Consider the following 19,251-nt stretch of genomic DNA (forward strand, 5'->3'; position numbering starts at 1 on the left):
TGGGGCCGGACAGAGACGGTCGCCGCAGGCGGTGAACTGGACCAGGGCAATGGAAGGAGAGGGCCCCACCTCGGCCTTACACCCCCGCGAACTCGGAGTCTGGCTCCGCTCCGGGCCGATGCCTGGATCAGCCGCTCCACGCCGTGTCACCCGCAGAAACAGATTTCAGAGAGGGAGGCGGACGCGGGAGGCAGGCAGTCGTCAGCGCCTACCTCGTCCCAGGGCGGCCGTCCGATGCCGTTCGGGCGGGCGTTGAGCTGGTCGAACGCCCAGAGCCGGGTCAAAGAGTCCAAGATCTTCTGATGCGAGTCGCGGTTGCCCGCCGTTTCGAGAAGGTGCAGGCCGTAGGCATGCAGGACGGCAGTTCCGCATTCGGCGAGGCTGGATATGCCGCGGCCTTCCAGCCAGGAAGCCAGGCGCATCCAGCGCCGTACTGCCTCGCCCGTGCCGTCGGCACCGAGGCGGCTGCGCATCCGGCTGCCTCGTTCTTGGAGAAAGGTTGGCCGCAGATGACCGTTGATCAGGTTCCGGGCGGCCAGCCGGATCTCGTCCTGGAACATGGCCGGGCAGTTGGCCCAGTTGATCGTCTGCTTGCTCGCGCCGGGGTTCTCGGTCATCGGGGCAAGGGGCCAGACCGGATCCCCGTACTGGGTGTTGAGGTGAGCGTGCATGGCGGTGACCAGGGGCGCGGGAACGACCGGGGTAGTCGGGTTGGGAAGCGGCAGGAGGTAGGGGGTCGAGTTCGAAGGCGGTGGTCACGTGTCGAGGTTCACGGTCAAGAGGTGATCGATGAGTTCACGGTCCGTCGTCCCCGCTGGAACAGGGCTCCGCCGAAGCCGTGCGCGTGTGCCCGCGGCGGAACCCCGTGCCACCCCGTGATCGCCTGCGCAGGAACCCTGCGGGGCTCGTAAAGTCATCGCCGCAGGTCGGGACCGGTAGAGCGTTCTCGGCTGGGACCATGTCGGCGTGATCATCTCGATGCTGTACAAGGTGGCCCGCAGGCTGCTGTCCGTCCCTGGGGTGCTCCTGCGCCGCGACACCGATAAGGAAGCCGAGTTGCTCGTCCTCCGGCATGAGAATGCGGTGCTGCGCCGTCAGTTCGCCCGCCCGGTCCGTTACGAGCCAGCGGACCGGTTCTGGTTGGCTGTACTCTCCAGCCTGATACCCCGTCGCCGCTGGCACGAGGTCTTCGCGGTTACTCCCGGGACCCTGTTGGCCTGGCATCGCAGGTTCATCGCGGCGAAGTGGGACTATAGCGCCCGGCGCGCCCCCACCGGACGGCCGCCGACCAAGGCAGCGCTCAAGAAGCTGATCCTGCAGCTCGCTCGAGAGAACGCGCCGTGGGGGCACCGGCGGATCCAAGGCGAGCTGGCCCGACTCGGACACCCCATCGCCGCATCCACGGTATGGAAGATCCTCCACGCGGCGGGCATCGACCCGGCCCCACGCCGCGCCGGCCCGACCTGGCGGGAGTTCCTCACGAACCAGGCCCAGGGCATCATCGCCGTCGACTTCTTGCATATCGACACTGTCCTCGGCAGACGCCTGTACGCGCTGACGTTCCTCGAACACGGCACCCGGCGCCTACACATCGCCGGCATCACCGCCCACCCCACCCGCGAGTGGGCAGTGCAACAGGCGCGGAACCTGACCACCGACCTCTGCACGCGCATGGAACCCCTGCGCTTCCTCCTACGTGACCGCGACGGCAAGTACGGCCAGTCCTTCGACGCCGTCTTCGAGGCCGAGGAGATGGAGATCCTCAAGAGTGCACCGCGAGCTCCTCGGATGAACGCCCACTGCGAGCGGGTGATCGGCAGCATCCGGCGTGAGGCCCTCGACCATGTCCTCATCATGAACGAGGCCCACGCCCGGCACGTCCTGGCCGCCTACGAGCGGCACTACAACGAGCACCGCCCCCACCGAGCACGCAACCAACTACCTCCGGGCGCCGACCAGCAGCCCATCACCGTGCACGACCTCGAAGTCCGCAGACTCCTGCGCACCCGCATCCTCGGCGGCGCCATTAACGAGTACCGCTATGCGGCTTGACCTGCAGCGACGACTTTCCGAGCCCCACACGCTGTCAAGTTGTTGAGTATGTCGGTGCCTGACGGCGCGTTGGGGCATGGTGGGCTTGCGGTCCGGGCCTGCGGGGACCGAGGTGCTCGCGGCCAAAGCCCACGTCCCGCAGGCCCGATGCGCTCTTCGCCCGCGGCTCGACGGCCTACGGCGAGTACTCTTGCGGATCGACGGCCCTGCAGCAGCCTCCGACCGTCGGCCTGTCGCAGCCGACGGTCCCGGTCAGTTGATGATCAGCTCGGCTGCGGGATCCTCCCCCAAAGCTGCCGCCGTGGCCACCGGGTCGAGAACGTGGGCAGCGAAATGCACCCCGGCGGGACCTCGCATTCCCGACGCGCCGTCGTGCCATGCGGTGCTCGCTCCGTCGCCGACGGACGCTGAAGAGACCCCCGGCTGAACGACCACAGCGATGACGGACGCGAAGGCCAGTACGACGGCCATAGGCCGATGCCTCTTCCGAAAATGAAACGGCACTCCTGTCCTCCTGAGGTCGCCATGAGGCGACACAGAGATTGATGAAACGTATGACCCGGCGGCCGACCGAGGTGAGACGCAATGCGATCGGCGACCCGAAGTGCGCCGGTGCGCACGCCCGTTTCCGCGCAAGGCAGGACGAGCTCTGCTTCCGGTGAGTTTCGCGGGGGCGTGCTCACCGGAAGCCGGACCGTCTCAGGCGTGCAGGACGCAGTCCACCTCCTGCCCTGAGGGGAAGGCGACCCGGGGCGGTGCGGCCTGCCCGCACTCGGCACGTGCCAGCGGGCAGCGCGGGTGGAAGCGACAGCCTGGCGGCGGGGCGATTAGGCTCGGCGGTTCCCCTGGCGACGAGGTGATGTCGAAGGCGCTGCCCGCGTTCGGGGCAAGGAGCCGCTCGGGGTCGGGCGAGGAATCCAACAGGAGCTTTGTATAGGGGTGTTTGGGGCGCTGGATGACTTCTTCGGTGGGCCCCGACTCGACGATCTGTCCCGCGTACATGACATGAATAGAGTCCGCGAGATAGCGGGCGCTGGCGATGTCGTGGGTGATGTACAGCAGGCTGAGACCCTCCTCATCACGCAACCGGGCAAGGAGGTTGAGCATGTCCAGGCGGATCGACACATCGAGCATCGAGATCGGCTCGTCGCCGATCAGGACACTGGGGCGGACCGCGAGGGCACGGGCGATCACGACGCGCTGACGCTGGCCGCCGGACAGTTCGTGGGGCAGCTTGTCGATGAATTGCTCGGCCGGTGTGAGGTTGACCTTCTCCAGGAGTTCGAGGACCTGGAGCCTGCGTTCGCTCTTCGAAGCCGCCGCATGGCCGTGCAGCCGCAGCGCCCTTTCCAGGTTGTGCCGGACCCTGCGCTGCGGGTTGAGTGAGCCGAAGGGGTCCTGGAAGATCATCTGTACGGCCGAGTGATACGCCCGCGCGGCCTTGGACTTCGGGTGTACGGCGGTGCCGTTCAGCCGGATCTCCCCCGCCGTGACACCGTGGAAGAGGGCGAGGAGCCGGGCGAGTGTGGTCTTACCGCTGCCGCTCTCGCCCACCAGGGCGACGATCTCGCCCCGGTGGAGCGTGAGATGGGCTTGTTCCACGGCGCGCACCACCTGATGTCGGCCGAGGCCGCGGCTGACGTCGAAGTGGCGGCTCACCCCGACCGCCTCGAGTACGGGCACCCGCTCACGGGCCTGCGCGGGAACGGTGGTCGTCACCGGTTCAACTCCTCGAGTGGGGCGGATTGTTCCGCACGCTCGGCCGCAAGCAGGGGACCGCACGTATGTAGATGGCAGGCAACCTGACGGTCTCCCGCCGCTACGAGCTCGGGGGTGCGGGTGTCGCAAGGTGCGAACGCCCGATCGCAGCGCGGGTGGAAGGCACACCCTGCGGGAGGGGACACCAGGCTCGGCGGGGCGCCGGGTATGCCGGTCAATTGCCGCTTGGGCGCGAAGAGCGGCGGGAACGAGTCCCGCAGGCCGCGTGTATAGGGGTGTTTCGGGTCGGCGTAGAGAACCTTCGCCGGCCCCTCCTCCACAATGCGTCCGGCGTACATGATCGCGATCCGGTCGGCAAGTTCGAGCAGCAGGGACAGGTCATGGGTGACGAAGACCACGGCAAAGTTGAGCTGTTCGCGCATGCGGAGCACCTGCGACAGGATCTGACGCTGCATCACCACGTCGACGGCCGTCGTGGGTTCGTCCATCACAATGAGGGACGGTTCGCAGGCCAGGGCGAGCGCGATCGAGGCGCGCTGACGCATGCCGCCGGACAGCTCGTGCGGATAGGAGCGAAGCCGGTCCGCGGAGATGCCGACCATGGCGACCAGTTCGGCTGCCCGCTCCCACGCGGCCTTCCTGCCCATCGTCGGATCGTGGGCCCGAAGCACGTCGGCGAACTGCGCACCGAGCCGCATCACCGGATTGAGCGCATCCATGGCGGACTGCATCACGATCGCCATCTCACTCCACCGCAGCCGGCGCAGCGCGCGCTCCGGCTGCGCCACCAGGTCCAGGGGAGCGGAGCCCTCTCGGTGCAGGAGGATCGAGCCGTTCGTGGTCACGGCGGGCATCCGCTGCAAGCGGGTCAGTGCAGTGATCAGCGTCGACTTGCCCGATCCTGACTCACCCGCGACCCCAAGGATTTCACCCCGGTGCAGGTCGAAGGTCAGATCGCGGCAGGCCACGACACCGGGGTCGGGCGCGGGCCTGACGTATTCGACGGTGAGGTCCTTCACCTCGAGCAGGAGGTCCTGCCGGTGCTGCGCGGGGTCGGCCGCGACCGCGCTCTCCGGGTGTACGGCGCCGGTCATGACGGGACCTCCTGGGTGTGCGGGGCGGCCGACGTCGGGGCCGGCCGGGCAGCCGCCTTGGCGCGCCTGTCCACCTGGCGGACGAGGCTGCGCCGTGCAGCTTTGAGACGAGGGTTGGCGATCTCGTCGATGCCGAAGTTCACCAGACCGGTGGCCAGGCCGAGCAGGGCGATGCAGGCTCCCGGTGGCACGAACCACCACCACATTCCGCGCAGCAACGCCGACTGCTGGTTGGCCTGCTGAATCATCGTGCCCCAGCTGACCGCATCAGGGCTGGTGATACCGAGAAAGGCGAGCCCGGCCTCGGCGAGTACCGCCCCGACCACCGCGTGCAGGAACATTGCGGAGATCCAGCCGGCCAGGTGCGGCATCGTCTCGACGCACACCAGACGCCACCGGCGCTCACCGAGCATGCGCATCGCCATGATGAAGTCCCGCTGGCGCAGGCTCAGGGTCTGGGCCCGCAGGGTACGCGCACCGCCGGGCCAGCCGAAGAAGCCGATGAGGAGCCCGATCATCAGCACCCCGCCGCCCTGCAGATATCCGGCGACAACGAGGATCAGCGGGAAGACGGGGACGACGAGGAAGAGGTTCGTCAGAAAGTTGGCGAACCCGTCGGCGTGGCCGCCCGCGAACGAGCCGATGACTCCCACAAGCACCGCGATGGCGGTGCTGATCGTCCCGGCGATCAGCCCGACCATGATCGAGCCGCGGGTTCCGACGAGCAGCTGCGCAAGGACGTCCTCTCCGCCGGTTGTCGTACCCAGCCAGTGCGCGGCGGACGGCGGCTGCTGGGTGGCCTGGTAGTCGATGGCGTGCGGGTCCAGACCGAGCAGGGAGTTGAGGCTGGGGCCGAAGATCGCGAGCAGGCCGTACAGGAACAGGATCGCGAGGCCCGTGCGGACCTTCCAGCTGTGCAGGAAGTCCTTCATGGTTCAGCTCACCTCCCGGGTGCGCGGGTCGAGGAGGGTGTACAAGGAGTCCGCGACGAAGTTGGTGAACAGGGTCGCCAAGGTCACGAGCAGGAAGACCGCCTGCATGAGGGGGTAGTCCCGCTTGTCGATGGCGTCGAACAGCAGGAATCCGATACCGGGGTAGGAGAAGACCATCTCGGTGAGCAGGGAGCCGCCGACGACATGGCCGAGGGCCAGCGCGAAGCTGGTGAAGCTGGGCAGGATCGCGTTGCGGGCGCCGTAGCGGGTCATCACCCGCCAGGGAGACAGGCCCTTGGCGCGTCCGAGCTGGACGTAGTCCTCGCTGACGGTGGTGACCGTCATGTTGCGCATGCCCACCAGCCAGCTTCCGGCGGACGCGAGAATGATCGTCGCCACCGGCAGAGCTCCGTAGTGCAGCAAGCTCAGGACATAGCCGATCGATCCGGGCGTCGCGTCGGGTGCGTATCCGCCGGAGAGCGGGAACCAGCGCAGCTTGAAGCCGAGCACCCAAACCGCGAGCAGGGCGATCCAGAAGTACGGCACGGAGGTGGTGAACATCGCCAGCGGGGCCATCACCGAGTCGGCGAGGCGCCCCGGCCGCCACCCGGCGACGACGCCGAGGACAATCCCGATGACGAAGGCGAGGACAGTGGAGATTCCGGCCAGCATCAGGGTCCAGGGAAGGCCCGTCGTGATCAGGTCGGAGACGGGCACGGGGAACCGGCTCACGGAGACGCCGAGGTCCAGATGTGCGAGGTTGCCGAGGTAGTCGACGTATTGCTGGAACAGGTTGGCTTTCGGGTCGCCGAACAAGGCCCGGATGTTTTCGACGGCCCCCGGCGGCAGCTGCTCTCCGCCCGAGGTCTTCTGGAACTGGCGGAGAATCACCTCCGCGGGGTCGCCGGGCATCAGGCGCGGGATGAGGAAGTTTGCGGTGACAGCGGCCCAGGCGGCGACCAGGTAGAAGCCGATTCGCCTGCGCAGCGGCCGCCAGCGGCCGGAGGAACGGTGGCGCCGGGGCGCTGCGGCCGGGGCAGGTGGGGCCCCGGCCGCTGCGGATGTGGCGGAGGAAGGAGTTTCCTCCGCGGTGCATTCGGTCATGGCGCGGTCCTTGTTCCTATTCGGCCGGCTTGAGGTGCTGGAGGGTCAGGGTGAAGTCCGGGCCGTTCATGAAGTGCGGGATGTAGCCGTCGGTGCCGGGCTTGGGCCAGCCCTTCCAGCGGCTGGTGTTGATGTCCATGAACCACACGCTTTGGAACAGTGGACGCAGCGGCACCTGTTCGGCGACGATCTTCTCGAGCTTCGCCGAGATCTCTTTGATCCGCGCCGGGTCGTCCGTCGCACGCAGCTGGTCGAGGAGGCGGTCGGTCTGCGGGTCCTTCCAGCGTTCGGTATTGTCGAAGTTGGAGTTCTTGCCGATCGGCTTGGCGTACGAGCTGTCGAGCATGGCGGAGTAGGAGTTGTAGACCCCGGTGCCGCTCCCGGCATAGTTGAAGGCCATGCCGTAGTCGCCCTCGTTGACCTCGGGGTCGAAGCTGGAGGACTGCACCGGCGTCACCTTGACGTTCAGGCCGAGGGCCTTCTTCGCCTGGTCCGCGAAGCCACGCGCGTAGGCCTGCCAGTTGGCGTACTCCTGGACGATCTTCAGTTCCAGGGGGTAGGACTTGCCGCCCTTGACGAGCTTGCCATCCTTGACCGTGTAGCCACCGGCCTTGAGTTCTCTCTGGGCGAGCGCGATGTCCTGCTGGTTGACCTTGCCCCGGTACTCGTCGGCGATGACGTCGCCATAGGCCTGTTCGTCGAGCCCGGTGATGTTCGCGGGGGCCTGGCCGGTGTTGTTGAGCGAGAGCATCTTCTGGGCGTCCACGGCCGCGGAGAGGGCGCGCCGCACATGGACGTCGTCGTACGGGGCGACGGCGTTGTTGAAGTAGAGGGCCGTGCTGCCGCCCGTCGCGTACACCGCGTAGACGTTCGTCTTCGGGTTCTTCGCCACGAAGTCCTTGTCGGCGTCGGCCCACGCGGACGTGGCCAGATCGAGTTCACCGGTGAGCATCTTGGGCTTGGTCGCGTCGCCGAGGAGCGCTGGGACCTTGATGGTCGGTACGGCCACTCGGGCGCCCCAGTAGTCGTTGCGGGCCTTGTAGGTGACCTGCTGGCTGCTGAAGCCGCCGAGGGTGTACGGCCCGGTGCCGACCGGATTGTTGTTGGTCCAGGTCTTGAGGTCCTTGCCGGCCCACTGGTGTCGCGGAACGATGTCCAGGTTGCCGGTCCCGAAGCCGCTGAGTTCGGAGTAGGCCGCGTGGTCCCAGGTGACCTTGACGGTCGCGCCGTCCACCTTGGTCACCTTCTTGTAGGTGACGCCGGCGCGGTTGAGTTCGGGGTGCTCCAGCATGAGGCGCAGTGTGTAGACGACGTCGTCGGCTGTGAGCTTCTTACCATCCGACCAGGCAACATCGGTGCGCAAGTGGAAGGTGAGTTCGGTGCCCTTGCTGTTCCAGTCGAAGGACTTGGCCAGCCAGGGGTCCACTTTGGCACCCCGGGTGTAGTCCACGCGCACCAGCGGTTCGAACAGCAGCCGCGGCGCGGGGCTCTTGTCGCTGGCGGGCGAGTAAATGTTGAAGTTGCGGGCCCAGGTCGTCACGGCCCCAGCGGTCATGGTCAGCGACGCAGCATCTTTGCCGCCCGTGCCCCCGATGCCGTCAGTGGTCCCGCTGGTGCAGGCTCCCAGGCCTGCCACGAGGCAGACAGTCACCGCGATGGTGCTCAGTCTGCGTCGGCCGTTGTCGATGGACAGCACAATGTCCTCCTTGCGATACGGGAATGACAGGTACCCGGGCCACGGCGTCAGGGAGACGGAGCGGAACGTCAGGGGCGGCAGCTCGTCCGGGCTGCGCCACTGCGCGGGTAAGCAGTGCACGGACTGTACGAGATCACTTCGGAACTCGGCCAGAAACTTGCCTCAACCGTTCAACATCGATCATTCGGAGGAAGATCGAAACCGTCGCGCCGAATCGTGAACAAGATGGGCCCAGGGGCGTGCCGGCTTGCCGCGGCAGGCCCCTGGGCCCGAGTTCGTCAGAGTGGAGTTCAGCCGCCTGCGCCCGCCAAAGTGGCGGTCAGGTAGTCCACGTTCGGTCCGTCGTCCTTGGCCGACGTGAGACGTACGATATTGGCCCCCGCCTTGAGTGGCAGCCGGAACGTCCTGTCCGACCAAGTCGACCACGAGCCCGTGAGAGGCCAGGACTGCGTCCCGATGTCCGTGCCGTTGACGGTGAGCGTCAGCGGCCTGTCCCCGGACAGCAGGGCGTAGCGGACGGCCAGGGTGTAGTCGCCCGCCTGCTCCGCGTCCACGGTCCACTCGATGGAATCACCGTTGCCGGAGGGATAGTTTACGTATCCGTCGCCGCTCTGTCCTCTGGCGAGGGTCTCCGTCGTCGTCCCCCGTAGCACGGCGTCCTCCGCCTCGCAGCGCACGCCTGGACGGCAGTTGAACGTCACCTTGCTGTCGGCGAGTGCCGTCACACGCTGCTTCTTGAACGTAGCGCTCGCCTCGCCGCTGACGTGGTAGGAGCCCGGTTTCGCGCCGGCCGGGGACCGCAGCCTGTAGGTGGCCTTCAGACTGTCGCCGGGCGCGAGGGTTACTGCTGCGGTCGGTGAGGTGGGCTCCAGGGTGAAGCCACTGGGCGCGGTCAGCGTCACATCGATGTCGGTGACGGGTGCATCGGAGTGGTTCGTGAGGGTCGCCGTGACCGGCGCGTCCTGGCCTGCACCGGCCCGGATGTCGTCCACGGACAGGCTCAGCACACCCGTGGACGGGCACTCGGCTGCGGAGCCTGCCGGAGCCGGTCCGAGGTCGTCGACCACGAGGTCGTCGACGGTGACAGCGCCGTTGCCGCCGGCCGAGGTCAGCGCCAGATAGGGGTCGCCGCACTGGGCACCGCCGGTGCTGAAGACCGTGCCGTACTCCTTGCTGGGCGCACTGCCCTGCGGCGGCGCACTGTCGGTCCATCCCTGGGGCCGGGGGTCGTCGGCGGCAGGCCAGCTGTCGAGGGCCCTGTCGGTCGTGGCCGGTAGCGCGTCGTCGACGAGCGTGCGCTCCGGCTCGTCGCTGCCCCCCGAGCGCACCTGGAGCCGATACTGGCCGGCTGCGTCGGACTGGTACTTCAGCCCTACGCGATAAGTGCGCCCTGCCTTGAACGTCAGCGTCCCCGGCACCGTGCGCCACACGTCACCGTGCCCGATGCGGAAGGACTTGAACGAGAAGTCGCCGTCGATCGTGTCCCGCGTGTAGCCATCGTGACGCTCGGCCCGGTGACTGTGCGGGTTGTCGCTGCCGGAGCCCTCACTGTTGACGAACGGTCCCCAGGCGCGATCTGCGGCCTCGAAGTCCTCGTAGAAATAGTGCTTGGCACTCTCGGCACTGACATGCGTCGGACTGACGCGTATGTCGGCGAAGTCGGCTGAGCTGCCGTCAGCGCCCGCGGCTCCGGCCAGGCTGACGGTGGCCGTGCTGTGGCCCGGCGGGACGGTGAACGCGGCGTACGTCTTCTGGAATCTGGTCCCGTTCCAGACATTCACCGGATCCTTCAGTTCGGCCGGCGAGGTGCCCGTGGATCTGCTGACCGGATCGCCGCCGTAACCGCTCACCCCCAGCGTGGCGGTGCGCCCGCCTGAGACCCGTACGTAGGCGGACACCTCGTAGGTGCCGGGAGCGAGGCCGCTGATCCGCTGCGTGAGACGCCCTGCCCCGGACCCGTCGAAGCGGGCGAACTGCCAGCCCTTGTCGCTCGTCTCGATGCCTGCACTGCCTGCCTTCGACCAGGCGTCGAGAGTGTGACTGTTGAAGGCCCCGTCCTTGACGAGTGCACCCTCGCCCCACACCGTGTGCTGTCGCGCCGCTTTGCCGCGATAGAGGACATACCCGGTGCGGGCGTCGGCGGTGATGGTGACCTCGCCGTCCGTGACCTTCAGGGTCTGCTTTTCCTTGCGGCCGGTGTCGGTGAGCCGGTACAGGGACACGGTATCCAGGCCGCGCCACTTGGGGGGCAGCTTCCAGGTGGTGGTGCCACCGTCGTCGTTCCAGTGGTAGATCTTGCTCTGCTTCTCCGGGTCCCAGGGGAGGAACAGCTTGTTGCCCTGGGCGAGTTTCGTATCACCCTGGAAGAGCTGCCAGGTCCCGGTGGCATCCGTCGAGTACACCCCGTCCGTGAAGTCGATCCGGTGGTCGGTCCACTTGGTGATCGGGAAGTGCTGCATGAACTTGGTCGGCAGGTTGTTGGTGAAGATCTTCTGCTGCCAGGCCTTCAGATCGGTCTGGCCCATCCAGCCGCCGTAGGAGAGGTTCGAGAGGCCCTTGAGCAGCGTGGCGTCCTTGCGGTACCAGATGTCGCGGTCAGTGTTCTCGATGAACCGGATGATCTGCGAGCGCACACCGTTGTCCTCGTACTGACCCGAGCGGTGATACCAGAGCGCGTCACGGTCGAGGAAGTCCTCGAACTCGGTGTGCACCATCCAGCCATGAGCCTGCTCGGCCCTGGCCAGCTCATAGGCATTGTATCCACGGGCGAAGTACACGTCGTTGTAGATGAACGCGAGGCCCGGTACATCCTTGGCCAGACCGTCGAGCCGCTTGCCGAAGGCGCCCGTCTGGACGTCCTTGTCCCGGTTCATGTGGTACGAGACGTCCCGGTAGATCCAGCCCGGGTCGTCCGCCCCGTTGGTCATGTCCCATCTGAAGCTCTTGGCATCCGGGTACGCCTCGGTGGAATTGATGTGGACACCGATGGCGGCGTCGTACTTTTTCGCCTTCTCCACCAGGAGGTTGAGGTCCTTGCGGCCGCCCGCGCCGTTGTTGATGTGGCCGCCGTAATCCGGGTGCGCGTTGTCGTGACCCTCGGCCTGATATCCCTTGAGCTGCACCAGCTGGCCGAGACCGTCGGTGAGCAGGCTGCCCTTCTTGATGTCGTCGAGCACACGCGTGAAAGGGTGGCTGGCGAAGCTGTTGGTGTTGTACTCGATGTTGGAGACCACGTAGTCCTTGGTCCGCTCGGCGCCCAGCGGCCGGTACATGATCTCCCGGTACGCCATCGCGCCGTCCTGCCAGTCGACCGCACCGTCGTCATTGCGGTCACCTGTGAGGACGACCTTGGCGTAGGGCAGTTCGGTGGGCTTCGGGTCCTGCCCGTCGACGGGCTCGGGCCGCCAGGTCCAGGTCCCGCTCGAGACGGACGTGGTCTTCTCCTCGCCCGTCTGCGCCGTGCGGATCAGCAATCGCGACTGGTCCTCGAGCGAGTTGGACTCGACGGCGGCGGCGAGATGGTCGGTGTTGAGCATTGCGTAGGTGGTGCCGCGCGGCGCGCTGTCGACGGGAGCGTCCGCGAGCTTGATGTGCTTGTCGATGTCGCTCTCGCTGTTGTACGCGGTGGTGAACGAAAGTCGCGCGTCGGCCAGTTCGGCACCTGGCTGGTCGGAGCGGGCGGATATCAGCCCTTGGTCGGGGATGGCCAGCGTACGCAACTTGTGCTCGGGGCTCTCGTCGATGCCGGTGACCTTGAAGGTGAGCACATGGCCGCTGACCGCGAGACGGGCCTTGAGCGTCAGATCCAGGTCGTCGACGCGCAGCGTGTAGTCGACCGCCGTGCCGTCGGCCGCGGCCGTGCTGCGGACGCCGGGTGTGTACGTCGTTCCATTGACGACGACTTCGCCCCGGGCGCCCTTCGTGCGGCCGTACATGACCGAACCGTCGGCCAGCCAGTCGTAACGCCGGACCGCGGGAAAGCTCGGGTCGGCCTGAATGGTCAGCTCGGGGGACGAGATCGGGATCGTGTCCGCGCCCCCGTCGTCACTGCCGGCGCCCGCGGCCGCGGGCGCCGGCAGAGCCACGGTGAGTGCGCAGCAGAGCGCGACCGCGGCCAGTCTCCGCGCCACAGGCCCGCGCTGCCACCGACCGTTCGGGGTGTTCAAGGCCTTCCAGGCCGTCGTACTCATGAGACTCCTTCGTGTGCCCAGGTGGGGACGGACGCTCATGCTGCTGAGCGGCGACGATAGGAATCAACAAGAACTACGCGGCCCCCAAGAGGATTTCCCGCCGCAGGACGCCCGCACCACGATCCGGGGACGTAGTCCCACTTGGTGCACGGGGCCTGTGCCGTCGTCGGCCAGGCGCTGCAGCAGGATCTCGGCGGCGAGCCTGCCCAGGCGATACTTCGGTGGCGACACCGCGGTCAGCGGTACCTCGGCCACATCGGCAAACTCGTTGTCGTAGCTGATCAGGGCGAGATCCTCCGGAACCCGCAGCCCCGCTCTACGCGCCGCCCCCAGGATCAGGGAGGCCTCACGGTCGCCGAAGCACAGGGCGGCACTTGCACCGTCGGCCGCCAGGACGGCAATCGCGGCATCGGCGCGCCGCGAGTCCCACGCTTCCAAGGGCTCACCGACCCGGACTGCCGCCAGAAGGCCGAGGTCGCCGACGGCACGGTCGAACCCCGCGGAGATCGGCACAGCGTGCGGGCCGTCGGTACGCACCAGGAGCGCGATCCTGCGGTGCCCGAGATCATGGAGGTGCCGTACCGCGGCATAGGCGCCGCTGGCATGGTCGGTGCACACATGTTCGGTGGCATCGAGAGGCCCCGCGGCGGCCAGCCGGCGCTCCATCAGCACCACAGGCACCGGCGATTCGAGCAGTTCGGCCATCCGCCCCAGAGGATCGGCGAGTTCGTGCAGCTGGGGCACCAGCAGCAGCCCGTCCACCCCGGAGCCGACAAGTCGGTCGATCGCCTCGCGCTCGACGACCTGGTCGTAGTGGGAGCAGGCCAGGACCATGCGCGCCCCCGCGACAGCCAGCGCCTCCTCGATCCCCTGAAGCACTCTCGGGTAGTACGACGATGTCGTGGGTACCAGCACCCCCACCACCGCGGAGGCACGACGGACGGCGCCCGGCCGCGGCGCCGCGAACGTCCCGGCGCCCTGGCGCCGCTCGACCAGCCGCTGCTCGACGAGGACTTCGTAGGCACGCCGGACCGTGGTCAGCGAAAGGCCGGTCTCCGCAGCCAGTTCCTGCTCTGTCGGTAGCTTGCTGCCCTGTGGCCAGGTGCCGTCCAGGACCCCCCGGCGCAGCTCAGCCGCCAGGCGTCGAAACTTCAACTCCCGTGCGGCGTACGGCTGGGTCACCATCTGGACCTCCCCTTCCGCGGCCGGAGCCGCGCTTCGCACCGGCCTCCGCGACGCGCACCCCGTGAGATGCGGGGGCCGGGGGGCTGCTTGATGTGCGCCGATCACTGCACAGGAGCACGCACCACTGGGTCTCCGGCGTGCCCGGCGACGTCGGCGTTGTGTTCGTCGGTCATCGGAAACACCACGTTCGGGAGGCGGGCAGTGACGTACTCATCTGTGTCCTCTGCTTCCTCTCATTCTTCTGGCGCTCGGACCGTCGGGTCGTTCGTTCAATGGGAGACGACGACCGGCCGCTCTCCGGGAGTCAGCCGCGCGTACCGCACCGGCCCTTCCAGCACCTGTCGCCCCAGCTCGGGCGAACGCGCGGGCGCCGGCCCCAGGGCGACAAGGACCCGGGTGCCGTCGGGGAATCGTGCGGTGACCGTGGTTCCGTCGGTCCGGCACCGCACGTCCGGTACTTGCGCTGTCGCGCCCTGCCCGGTGAGTCCGACGAGCGCCACGTGCAGCGTGCGGTGTTCGGCTCGCTCGGCGATAGCGTAAGGGAAGGCGGTCCTCACTCCGAACGCGCTCGCGGTTTCGTCGTTCGCGAGCCGTACCGGGTCATGGCCGTGCAGGGAGACGAAGCTGCTGGTGAGCCCGGCGATGGTGACGGCCGAAGACCGGTCCCCACCGTCCGGTTGTGGGACCAGCGTTTCCCCGGCTACCTGCCACCCACTGTGGTAGAGCGGTAGGCCGGGGGAAGCATCCACGAGATGGACGCGCAGTTCGTACGGGCCCCACACCACGCTCGCCGTCTCGATACGGGCGTCCGCCGCACGGGCGGGTCCCTGTCCGTCCGGCGCGGCCGGCCAGAGGGGACGGTGCCACGACGCGGCGTGGCGGTCGACGACGCGCAGCCGGTGGATGCGGTGACGCTGGGACAATCCCAACTCACTGTCCATAAGGCCGACGTGGTTGTCTGAGTGCTGCGGCCGCCCGGGTTTCGGATGGGCGGGGCCGGTGGCTGTTGAGTACGCCAGACGCGCGTAGTGGGGATCAGCGGCGGCGCCGGGCGCGTGCCCGTTGTCGCTGCCATGATTGAACAGCCGTACGACGCCGTCGGCGCGTGTGGCCGAGAGGACGAAGCCGGGGGAGGGCAGGGCCCTGACCTGGTCCGCGCACTCGATGGGGAGCGCTTCCTCCACCGCGGTCCAGCACGGGTGATCCGCCGGCAGCAGCAAACCGAGGAAGCCCTTGGACAACCAGTACGGCGAGCCAGGCCCTGAGTAGCGCTGCACCAGCGGCGGGAACTCCCCGTACCAGCCGAGCGTGGCGATCCCCCGGTCGTCGCGGAAGCCCCGGTCGGTGAAGTGACGCAACGCGCCGCTCGCCAGCCGTCTGGTCTGCCCCGGGGTGAGCGGTGTGGCGTCGGCCAGCGCCCCGACCCAGGGGGCCGCCGTTGCAGCGAACCGGTAGATCAGGGAGCGTCCTTGGTGCATGGGCGCACCGTCGGAGCCGAAGAACAGCGCGAAGTCTTCCAGGAACCGGCTCAGTCGCTCTCGCAGGACAGGCAGTCGCGCCTTCCCGCGCTCCCCGGCCATCAAGGCCCAAAGCACGGGATATGTGTGCATGGCCCAGCCGCAGTAGTGGTCGAAGCAGTCGGCGCTGCGGGCATCGCCGCCGTCACGGTGCCACCCGTCGCCGACGTAGAACTCCTCGATCCTGGCGAGGTCGGTGTCCATCTCCGCGCGGTCGTGCGCCCCGCCGACGCTCGCCAGGAACTCGCCGACGATCACTCGGAACATGTGCCAGTTGTTGTCCGGGATGACCAGCCCCCAGGCACCCTGGAACCACGCGACGATCCGCTCCTGCACTGCGGACGGCAGCTGGTTCCACAGCCACGGCCTGGTCAGATGCAGACCGAGCGCGAGCGAGCACGCCTCCACGAGTGTCTGCCGGCACTCCTGGGCCAGCCTCGGCCACGCCTCGGGATGAGCGGGGTCGGTACCTGCGGCGAGACCGTCGGCGTACGACTGGATCAACCCGGCGGGTGCTTCTCCTGCGCTGCCCGCCACGCGGAAGGCGAACAGCAGGAAGGTCCGCGCGAAGCCCTCCAGCTGATCCGAGTGGGGACCCGAGGACGAGGGACGGCCCGGCAGGGCGATGCGCGCACCCGAGGGAGTGGCGAACCGGTGTGCGTCCACGAGAAGTTGGTCCGCGAGCTCCACCCAGTGGGCCCGCCCGAACCCGGTGAAGGGGGAGAGTTCCCGGTCCTCGGGGGGCAAGGGCTGGTGCGACAGGCTCATGCGAGGCACCTCGTTCTCTCATTCTGAGTCGCGACGGTATGGGAATGTTCGCCAGCATGACCGTTCGATCAAGGCGGTCACAAGAAGTCGAAGGGAACCGAAGAGAGCGGGGAGAGCGAAAGCAGAGACTTTCGATCGGTCGGAAAAGTCAGTACGCTCCACGCCCGATGGCCAGGTAGCCCCATGGCCGGGTAAGCGTCAGCCGATTCGGGGGACAGCACGTGATGATGGCGGTCGAGCGTCACGAGGCGATCATGCAAGTGGCCCGGAGTCAGGGCTGTGTGCGCGTGACGGACATGGCCGGGCGTCTCGGCGTCTCGACGGTCACTCTGCGGCGGGACATCGGTGCGCTCGTCGACCGCGGCCTGCTGGAGCGGGTCTACGGCGGAGCGAGCATACCCGGCAAGCAGCCGGAGCCGGCGCGCAAGAGGATGCGAGGCAAGCAGGCGGGCAGGCGCGACACCCACCGCGCCACCGTCGGCCTGGTGGTCCCGTCCTCCGTGTACTACTACCCAGGCGTGATTCGGGGGGCGGAGTCCGCTGCCGGGCGGCACGGTGCCCGGATCGTTCTGGCCGTCTCCCACTACGACCACGACCTCGAACGCCAGCAGGTCGACCGGATGTTGAACCGCGGCGTGGACGGGCTGCTGATCGCGACCGCCCAACCGCCTGACGAGGATCCGGAGACCACGCAGTGGCTGAGCGGACTCGACGTGCCGACCGTACTGGTCGAGCGATCGCTATCGGGGACGGCCGCCGCGCACATCGAGTACGTGCGCACCGACCATGCGGCGGGCACCGAACTCGCGGTGGAACATCTGGTCTCCCTGGGGCATACGCGGGTGGCCGCGGCGGGCGGGCTGCGCAGCCCCACGGCCCGGTGGCTCTTCGACGGCCACGCGGAGGCGCTGGCCAGGCTGAGGCTGACCGACGGCGGCGTGGAACGTACAGAACTGCCGCGCAGCGACCTCGACCCGAAGGGCAACGCAGCGGCCGTCGCATCCTTGGTGGACCGCTGTCTGAGCACCGGGACGCGAGCCGTCGTCGTGCACTCGGACGGAAACGCGGCTGCGGTCGTGCGGGCAGTCATGGAGCGCGGGCTGGACGTCCCCGGCGACTTCGCGGTCATCTCCTACGACGATGAGGTGGCAGCACTTGCCGAGGTGCCGCTGACCGCGGTGGCCCCGCCCAAGTTCGATGTGGGCCGCACCGCCGTGGACACCGTGATGCGACGCATCGCCGCGCCGGCTGATGAGGTGGCGACCCGGCGTATGGCACTGCTGCCCAAGCTCGTGATCCGTTCCTCCTGCGGCGCCGGATGACAGCCTGCCACCTGCCTGTTCATCATCTCCTCTCCTCGCTTTCGGTTCCTTTCGGTCAGCAGGGTGATCGTTGACGCTGCCGACTGACCGGTCATTGGATTGCCTCGCCACCTGCACATCAAATCCACAGCCGAGGAGACGCGTGACCAGCGACAGCCGACCCCGACTTGCCCTCGCCATGCACGAAGGCCTGGCAGGGCGCCTGTTCGACGACGAACTGCTGCGGCGTCTGGGCAGGGCCACAGATCTCGATCCAGCCCCGGTGCTCCATGAGTTCACCTCGCCCCAGTCGAAGGCCTCGCTCGCCCGCGTCGACATCCTTGTCACCGGCTGGGGATGTCCGCCCCTCACGGCCGAGGCGCTGGCGCTGGCACCGCGCCTGCGTGCCGTTGTCCATGCCGCCGGATCGGTCAAGCACCATGTCACGGCAGCCTGTTGGGAGCGGGGAATCGCAGTTTCATCGGCCGCTGCCGCCAATGCCGTCCCCGTCGCCGAGTACACGGTCGCCATGATCGTCCTGGCCAACAAGCGTGTCCTGCCGCTGCTCACGCGGCAGGCACCCGGCCACGCACAGGTGGACTCGCCCGACGGGTCCGGTCCGGCGGGCAACTACCGTAAGCAGATCGGGATCGTCGGCGCCTCCGCCATCGGCCGCCGCGTCCTCGCCCTGCTGCGGAACTACGACCTCGAACTCGTCATCAGTGACCCCTACCTCACCGAGACGGAGGCCGGGACGCTGGGCGCACGACTGCTCGGGCTCGACGAGCTCGTATCCACCAGCGACGTGGTCTCCCTGCACGCGCCGTCGCTACCCCAGACGCGGCATCTCATGGACACGCGGCGACTGTCGTCGATGCGCCCCGGTGCCACGTTGATCAACACCGCGCGGGGCGACCTGGTCGACACCGCCGCACTGACGGCCGCCGTGGGCAGCGGGCAGTTGTACGCGGTACTCGATGTCACGGATCCGGAACCACTGCCCGCGGACAGTCCACTGCGGGATCACCCACACGTCGTGCTGACGCCTCACGTTGCGGGCTCCCTGGGAACCGAGCTGCTGCGCATGGGAGAACTGGCTGTTGGCGAAGTGGAGCGCCTCGCCGACAGCCAGCCGCTGAACCACCCCGTCTCGGCTCGCCTACTTGAACGCATGGCATAGGCACGAGTTCCGTCCACCATGCATAAGAGGACGTACCTGATGTCACTTTCGAAGACACCGGGGAGGAGCTGCGGCTCGGCATGATGGGCTGGGACTGTGGTCCAAGTTGGCCAGACATGCCGCCGAGCAAGGTACTCCCGACCCCGTGTGATCGCGGTGTGCGACCCGCTGACCGCGCGACGCGAGAGCGGCATGGAACTGTACCCGCGCGTCGGGGCATATGCCGGTCACCGTGCCCCGGACGACCCCTACGAGGATCTCGCCGTCGCCTTCCTCAAGTCCGGAAGGGTGTGTGTTCACGGAAACAGGCACCCGCAGGATGTTCGATGCCACTCACAGCAGCGACCATTCACTCCTCCTTTCTCCCGCTACAGTCGCTTGCTCAGAATGAGCAACACCAGGTCAGAGCTCCGCCAACGGCACTGTCACGTTGGCTGACGGGTGGGATGATCTTCGGGTTGATCATGGTGGAGGGGGTTGTCCGTGGGCAGTACGCCGCCGTCGTACAAGGGG

At 67.8% G+C, this 19,251-nt stretch carries 12 protein-coding genes; 3 read left to right on the forward strand and 9 right to left on the reverse strand.

Features of this window, described 5'->3' with window-relative positions:
* Positions 1 to 146: 146 nt before the first annotated feature.
* Positions 147 to 671: a hypothetical protein gene (locus tag ACFVYE_RS42760; protein ID WP_389608822.1), complete on the reverse strand. Its 525-nt coding sequence runs from the start codon at positions 669 to 671 to the stop codon at positions 147 to 149.
* 295 nt (positions 672 to 966) lie between these two features.
* Here ACFVYE_RS42760 and ACFVYE_RS42765 point away from each other — a divergent pair, with 295 nt between their 5' ends.
* Positions 967 to 2,052 (forward strand): integrase core domain-containing protein, encoded by a 1,086-nt coding sequence (locus tag ACFVYE_RS42765; protein ID WP_389608824.1) that lies wholly within the window; start codon positions 967 to 969, stop codon positions 2,050 to 2,052.
* 699 nt (positions 2,053 to 2,751) lie between these two features.
* Here the strand turns inward: ACFVYE_RS42765 and ACFVYE_RS42770 are convergent.
* The 8 genes from ACFVYE_RS42770 to ACFVYE_RS42805 all read right to left on the reverse strand — a co-directional run bounded on the left by ACFVYE_RS42770 (position 2,752) and on the right by ACFVYE_RS42805 (position 16,257).
* Positions 2,752 to 3,771, reverse strand: a complete 1,020-nt coding sequence (locus ACFVYE_RS42770) for an ABC transporter ATP-binding protein (protein WP_383979075.1) — start codon at positions 3,769 to 3,771, stop codon at positions 2,752 to 2,754.
* Positions 3,768 to 4,865 carry an ABC transporter ATP-binding protein gene (locus ACFVYE_RS42775; RefSeq protein ID WP_389608827.1) on the reverse strand — a complete coding sequence of 366 codons (1,098 nt, stop codon included), beginning with the start codon at positions 4,863 to 4,865 and terminating at the stop codon, positions 3,768 to 3,770. The genes ACFVYE_RS42770 and ACFVYE_RS42775 overlap by 4 nt, the downstream gene beginning before the upstream one ends.
* Positions 4,862 to 5,797: an ABC transporter permease gene (locus tag ACFVYE_RS42780; protein WP_383979070.1), complete on the reverse strand. Its 936-nt coding sequence runs from the start codon at positions 5,795 to 5,797 to the stop codon at positions 4,862 to 4,864. The genes ACFVYE_RS42775 and ACFVYE_RS42780 overlap by 4 nt, the downstream gene beginning before the upstream one ends.
* A 3-nt stretch (positions 5,798 to 5,800) precedes the next feature.
* Complete coding sequence (locus tag ACFVYE_RS42785) at positions 5,801 to 6,901, reverse strand: ABC transporter permease (protein WP_389608829.1); 1,101 nt, start codon at positions 6,899 to 6,901, stop codon at positions 5,801 to 5,803.
* A gap of 16 nt (positions 6,902 to 6,917) precedes the next feature.
* A complete protein-coding gene (locus tag ACFVYE_RS42790) occupies positions 6,918 to 8,717 on the reverse strand; it encodes an ABC transporter substrate-binding protein (RefSeq protein ID WP_383978765.1) in 1,800 nt (599 codons plus the stop codon).
* A 170-nt stretch (positions 8,718 to 8,887) separates the two neighbouring features.
* Positions 8,888 to 12,787: an endo-alpha-N-acetylgalactosaminidase family protein gene (locus ACFVYE_RS42795; protein ID WP_389608832.1), complete on the reverse strand. Its 3,900-nt coding sequence runs from the start codon at positions 12,785 to 12,787 to the stop codon at positions 8,888 to 8,890.
* 63 nt (positions 12,788 to 12,850) lie between these two features.
* A complete protein-coding gene (locus tag ACFVYE_RS42800; protein WP_383978460.1) occupies positions 12,851 to 13,972 on the reverse strand; it encodes a substrate-binding domain-containing protein in 1,122 nt (373 codons plus the stop codon).
* A gap of 269 nt (positions 13,973 to 14,241) precedes the next feature.
* Positions 14,242 to 16,257, reverse strand: a complete 2,016-nt coding sequence (locus ACFVYE_RS42805) for a DUF2264 domain-containing protein (RefSeq protein WP_383978457.1) — start codon at positions 16,255 to 16,257, stop codon at positions 14,242 to 14,244.
* 227 nt (positions 16,258 to 16,484) lie between these two features.
* Here ACFVYE_RS42805 and ACFVYE_RS42810 point away from each other — a divergent pair, with 227 nt between their 5' ends.
* Positions 16,485 to 17,579 carry a substrate-binding domain-containing protein gene (locus ACFVYE_RS42810; protein WP_389608835.1) on the forward strand — a complete coding sequence of 365 codons (1,095 nt, stop codon included), beginning with the start codon at positions 16,485 to 16,487 and terminating at the stop codon, positions 17,577 to 17,579.
* A 178-nt stretch (positions 17,580 to 17,757) separates the two neighbouring features.
* Positions 17,758 to 18,738, forward strand: coding sequence for a hydroxyacid dehydrogenase (locus ACFVYE_RS42815; protein WP_383978463.1), 981 nt, complete (start codon positions 17,758 to 17,760; stop codon positions 18,736 to 18,738).
* The last annotated feature ends 513 nt before the right edge of the window (positions 18,739 to 19,251 follow it).

Origin of the sequence: Streptomyces sp. NPDC058239 (genome assembly GCF_042882185.1) — a bacterium.
In the GTDB taxonomy this organism is placed as follows: domain Bacteria; phylum Actinomycetota; class Actinomycetes; order Streptomycetales; family Streptomycetaceae; genus Streptomyces.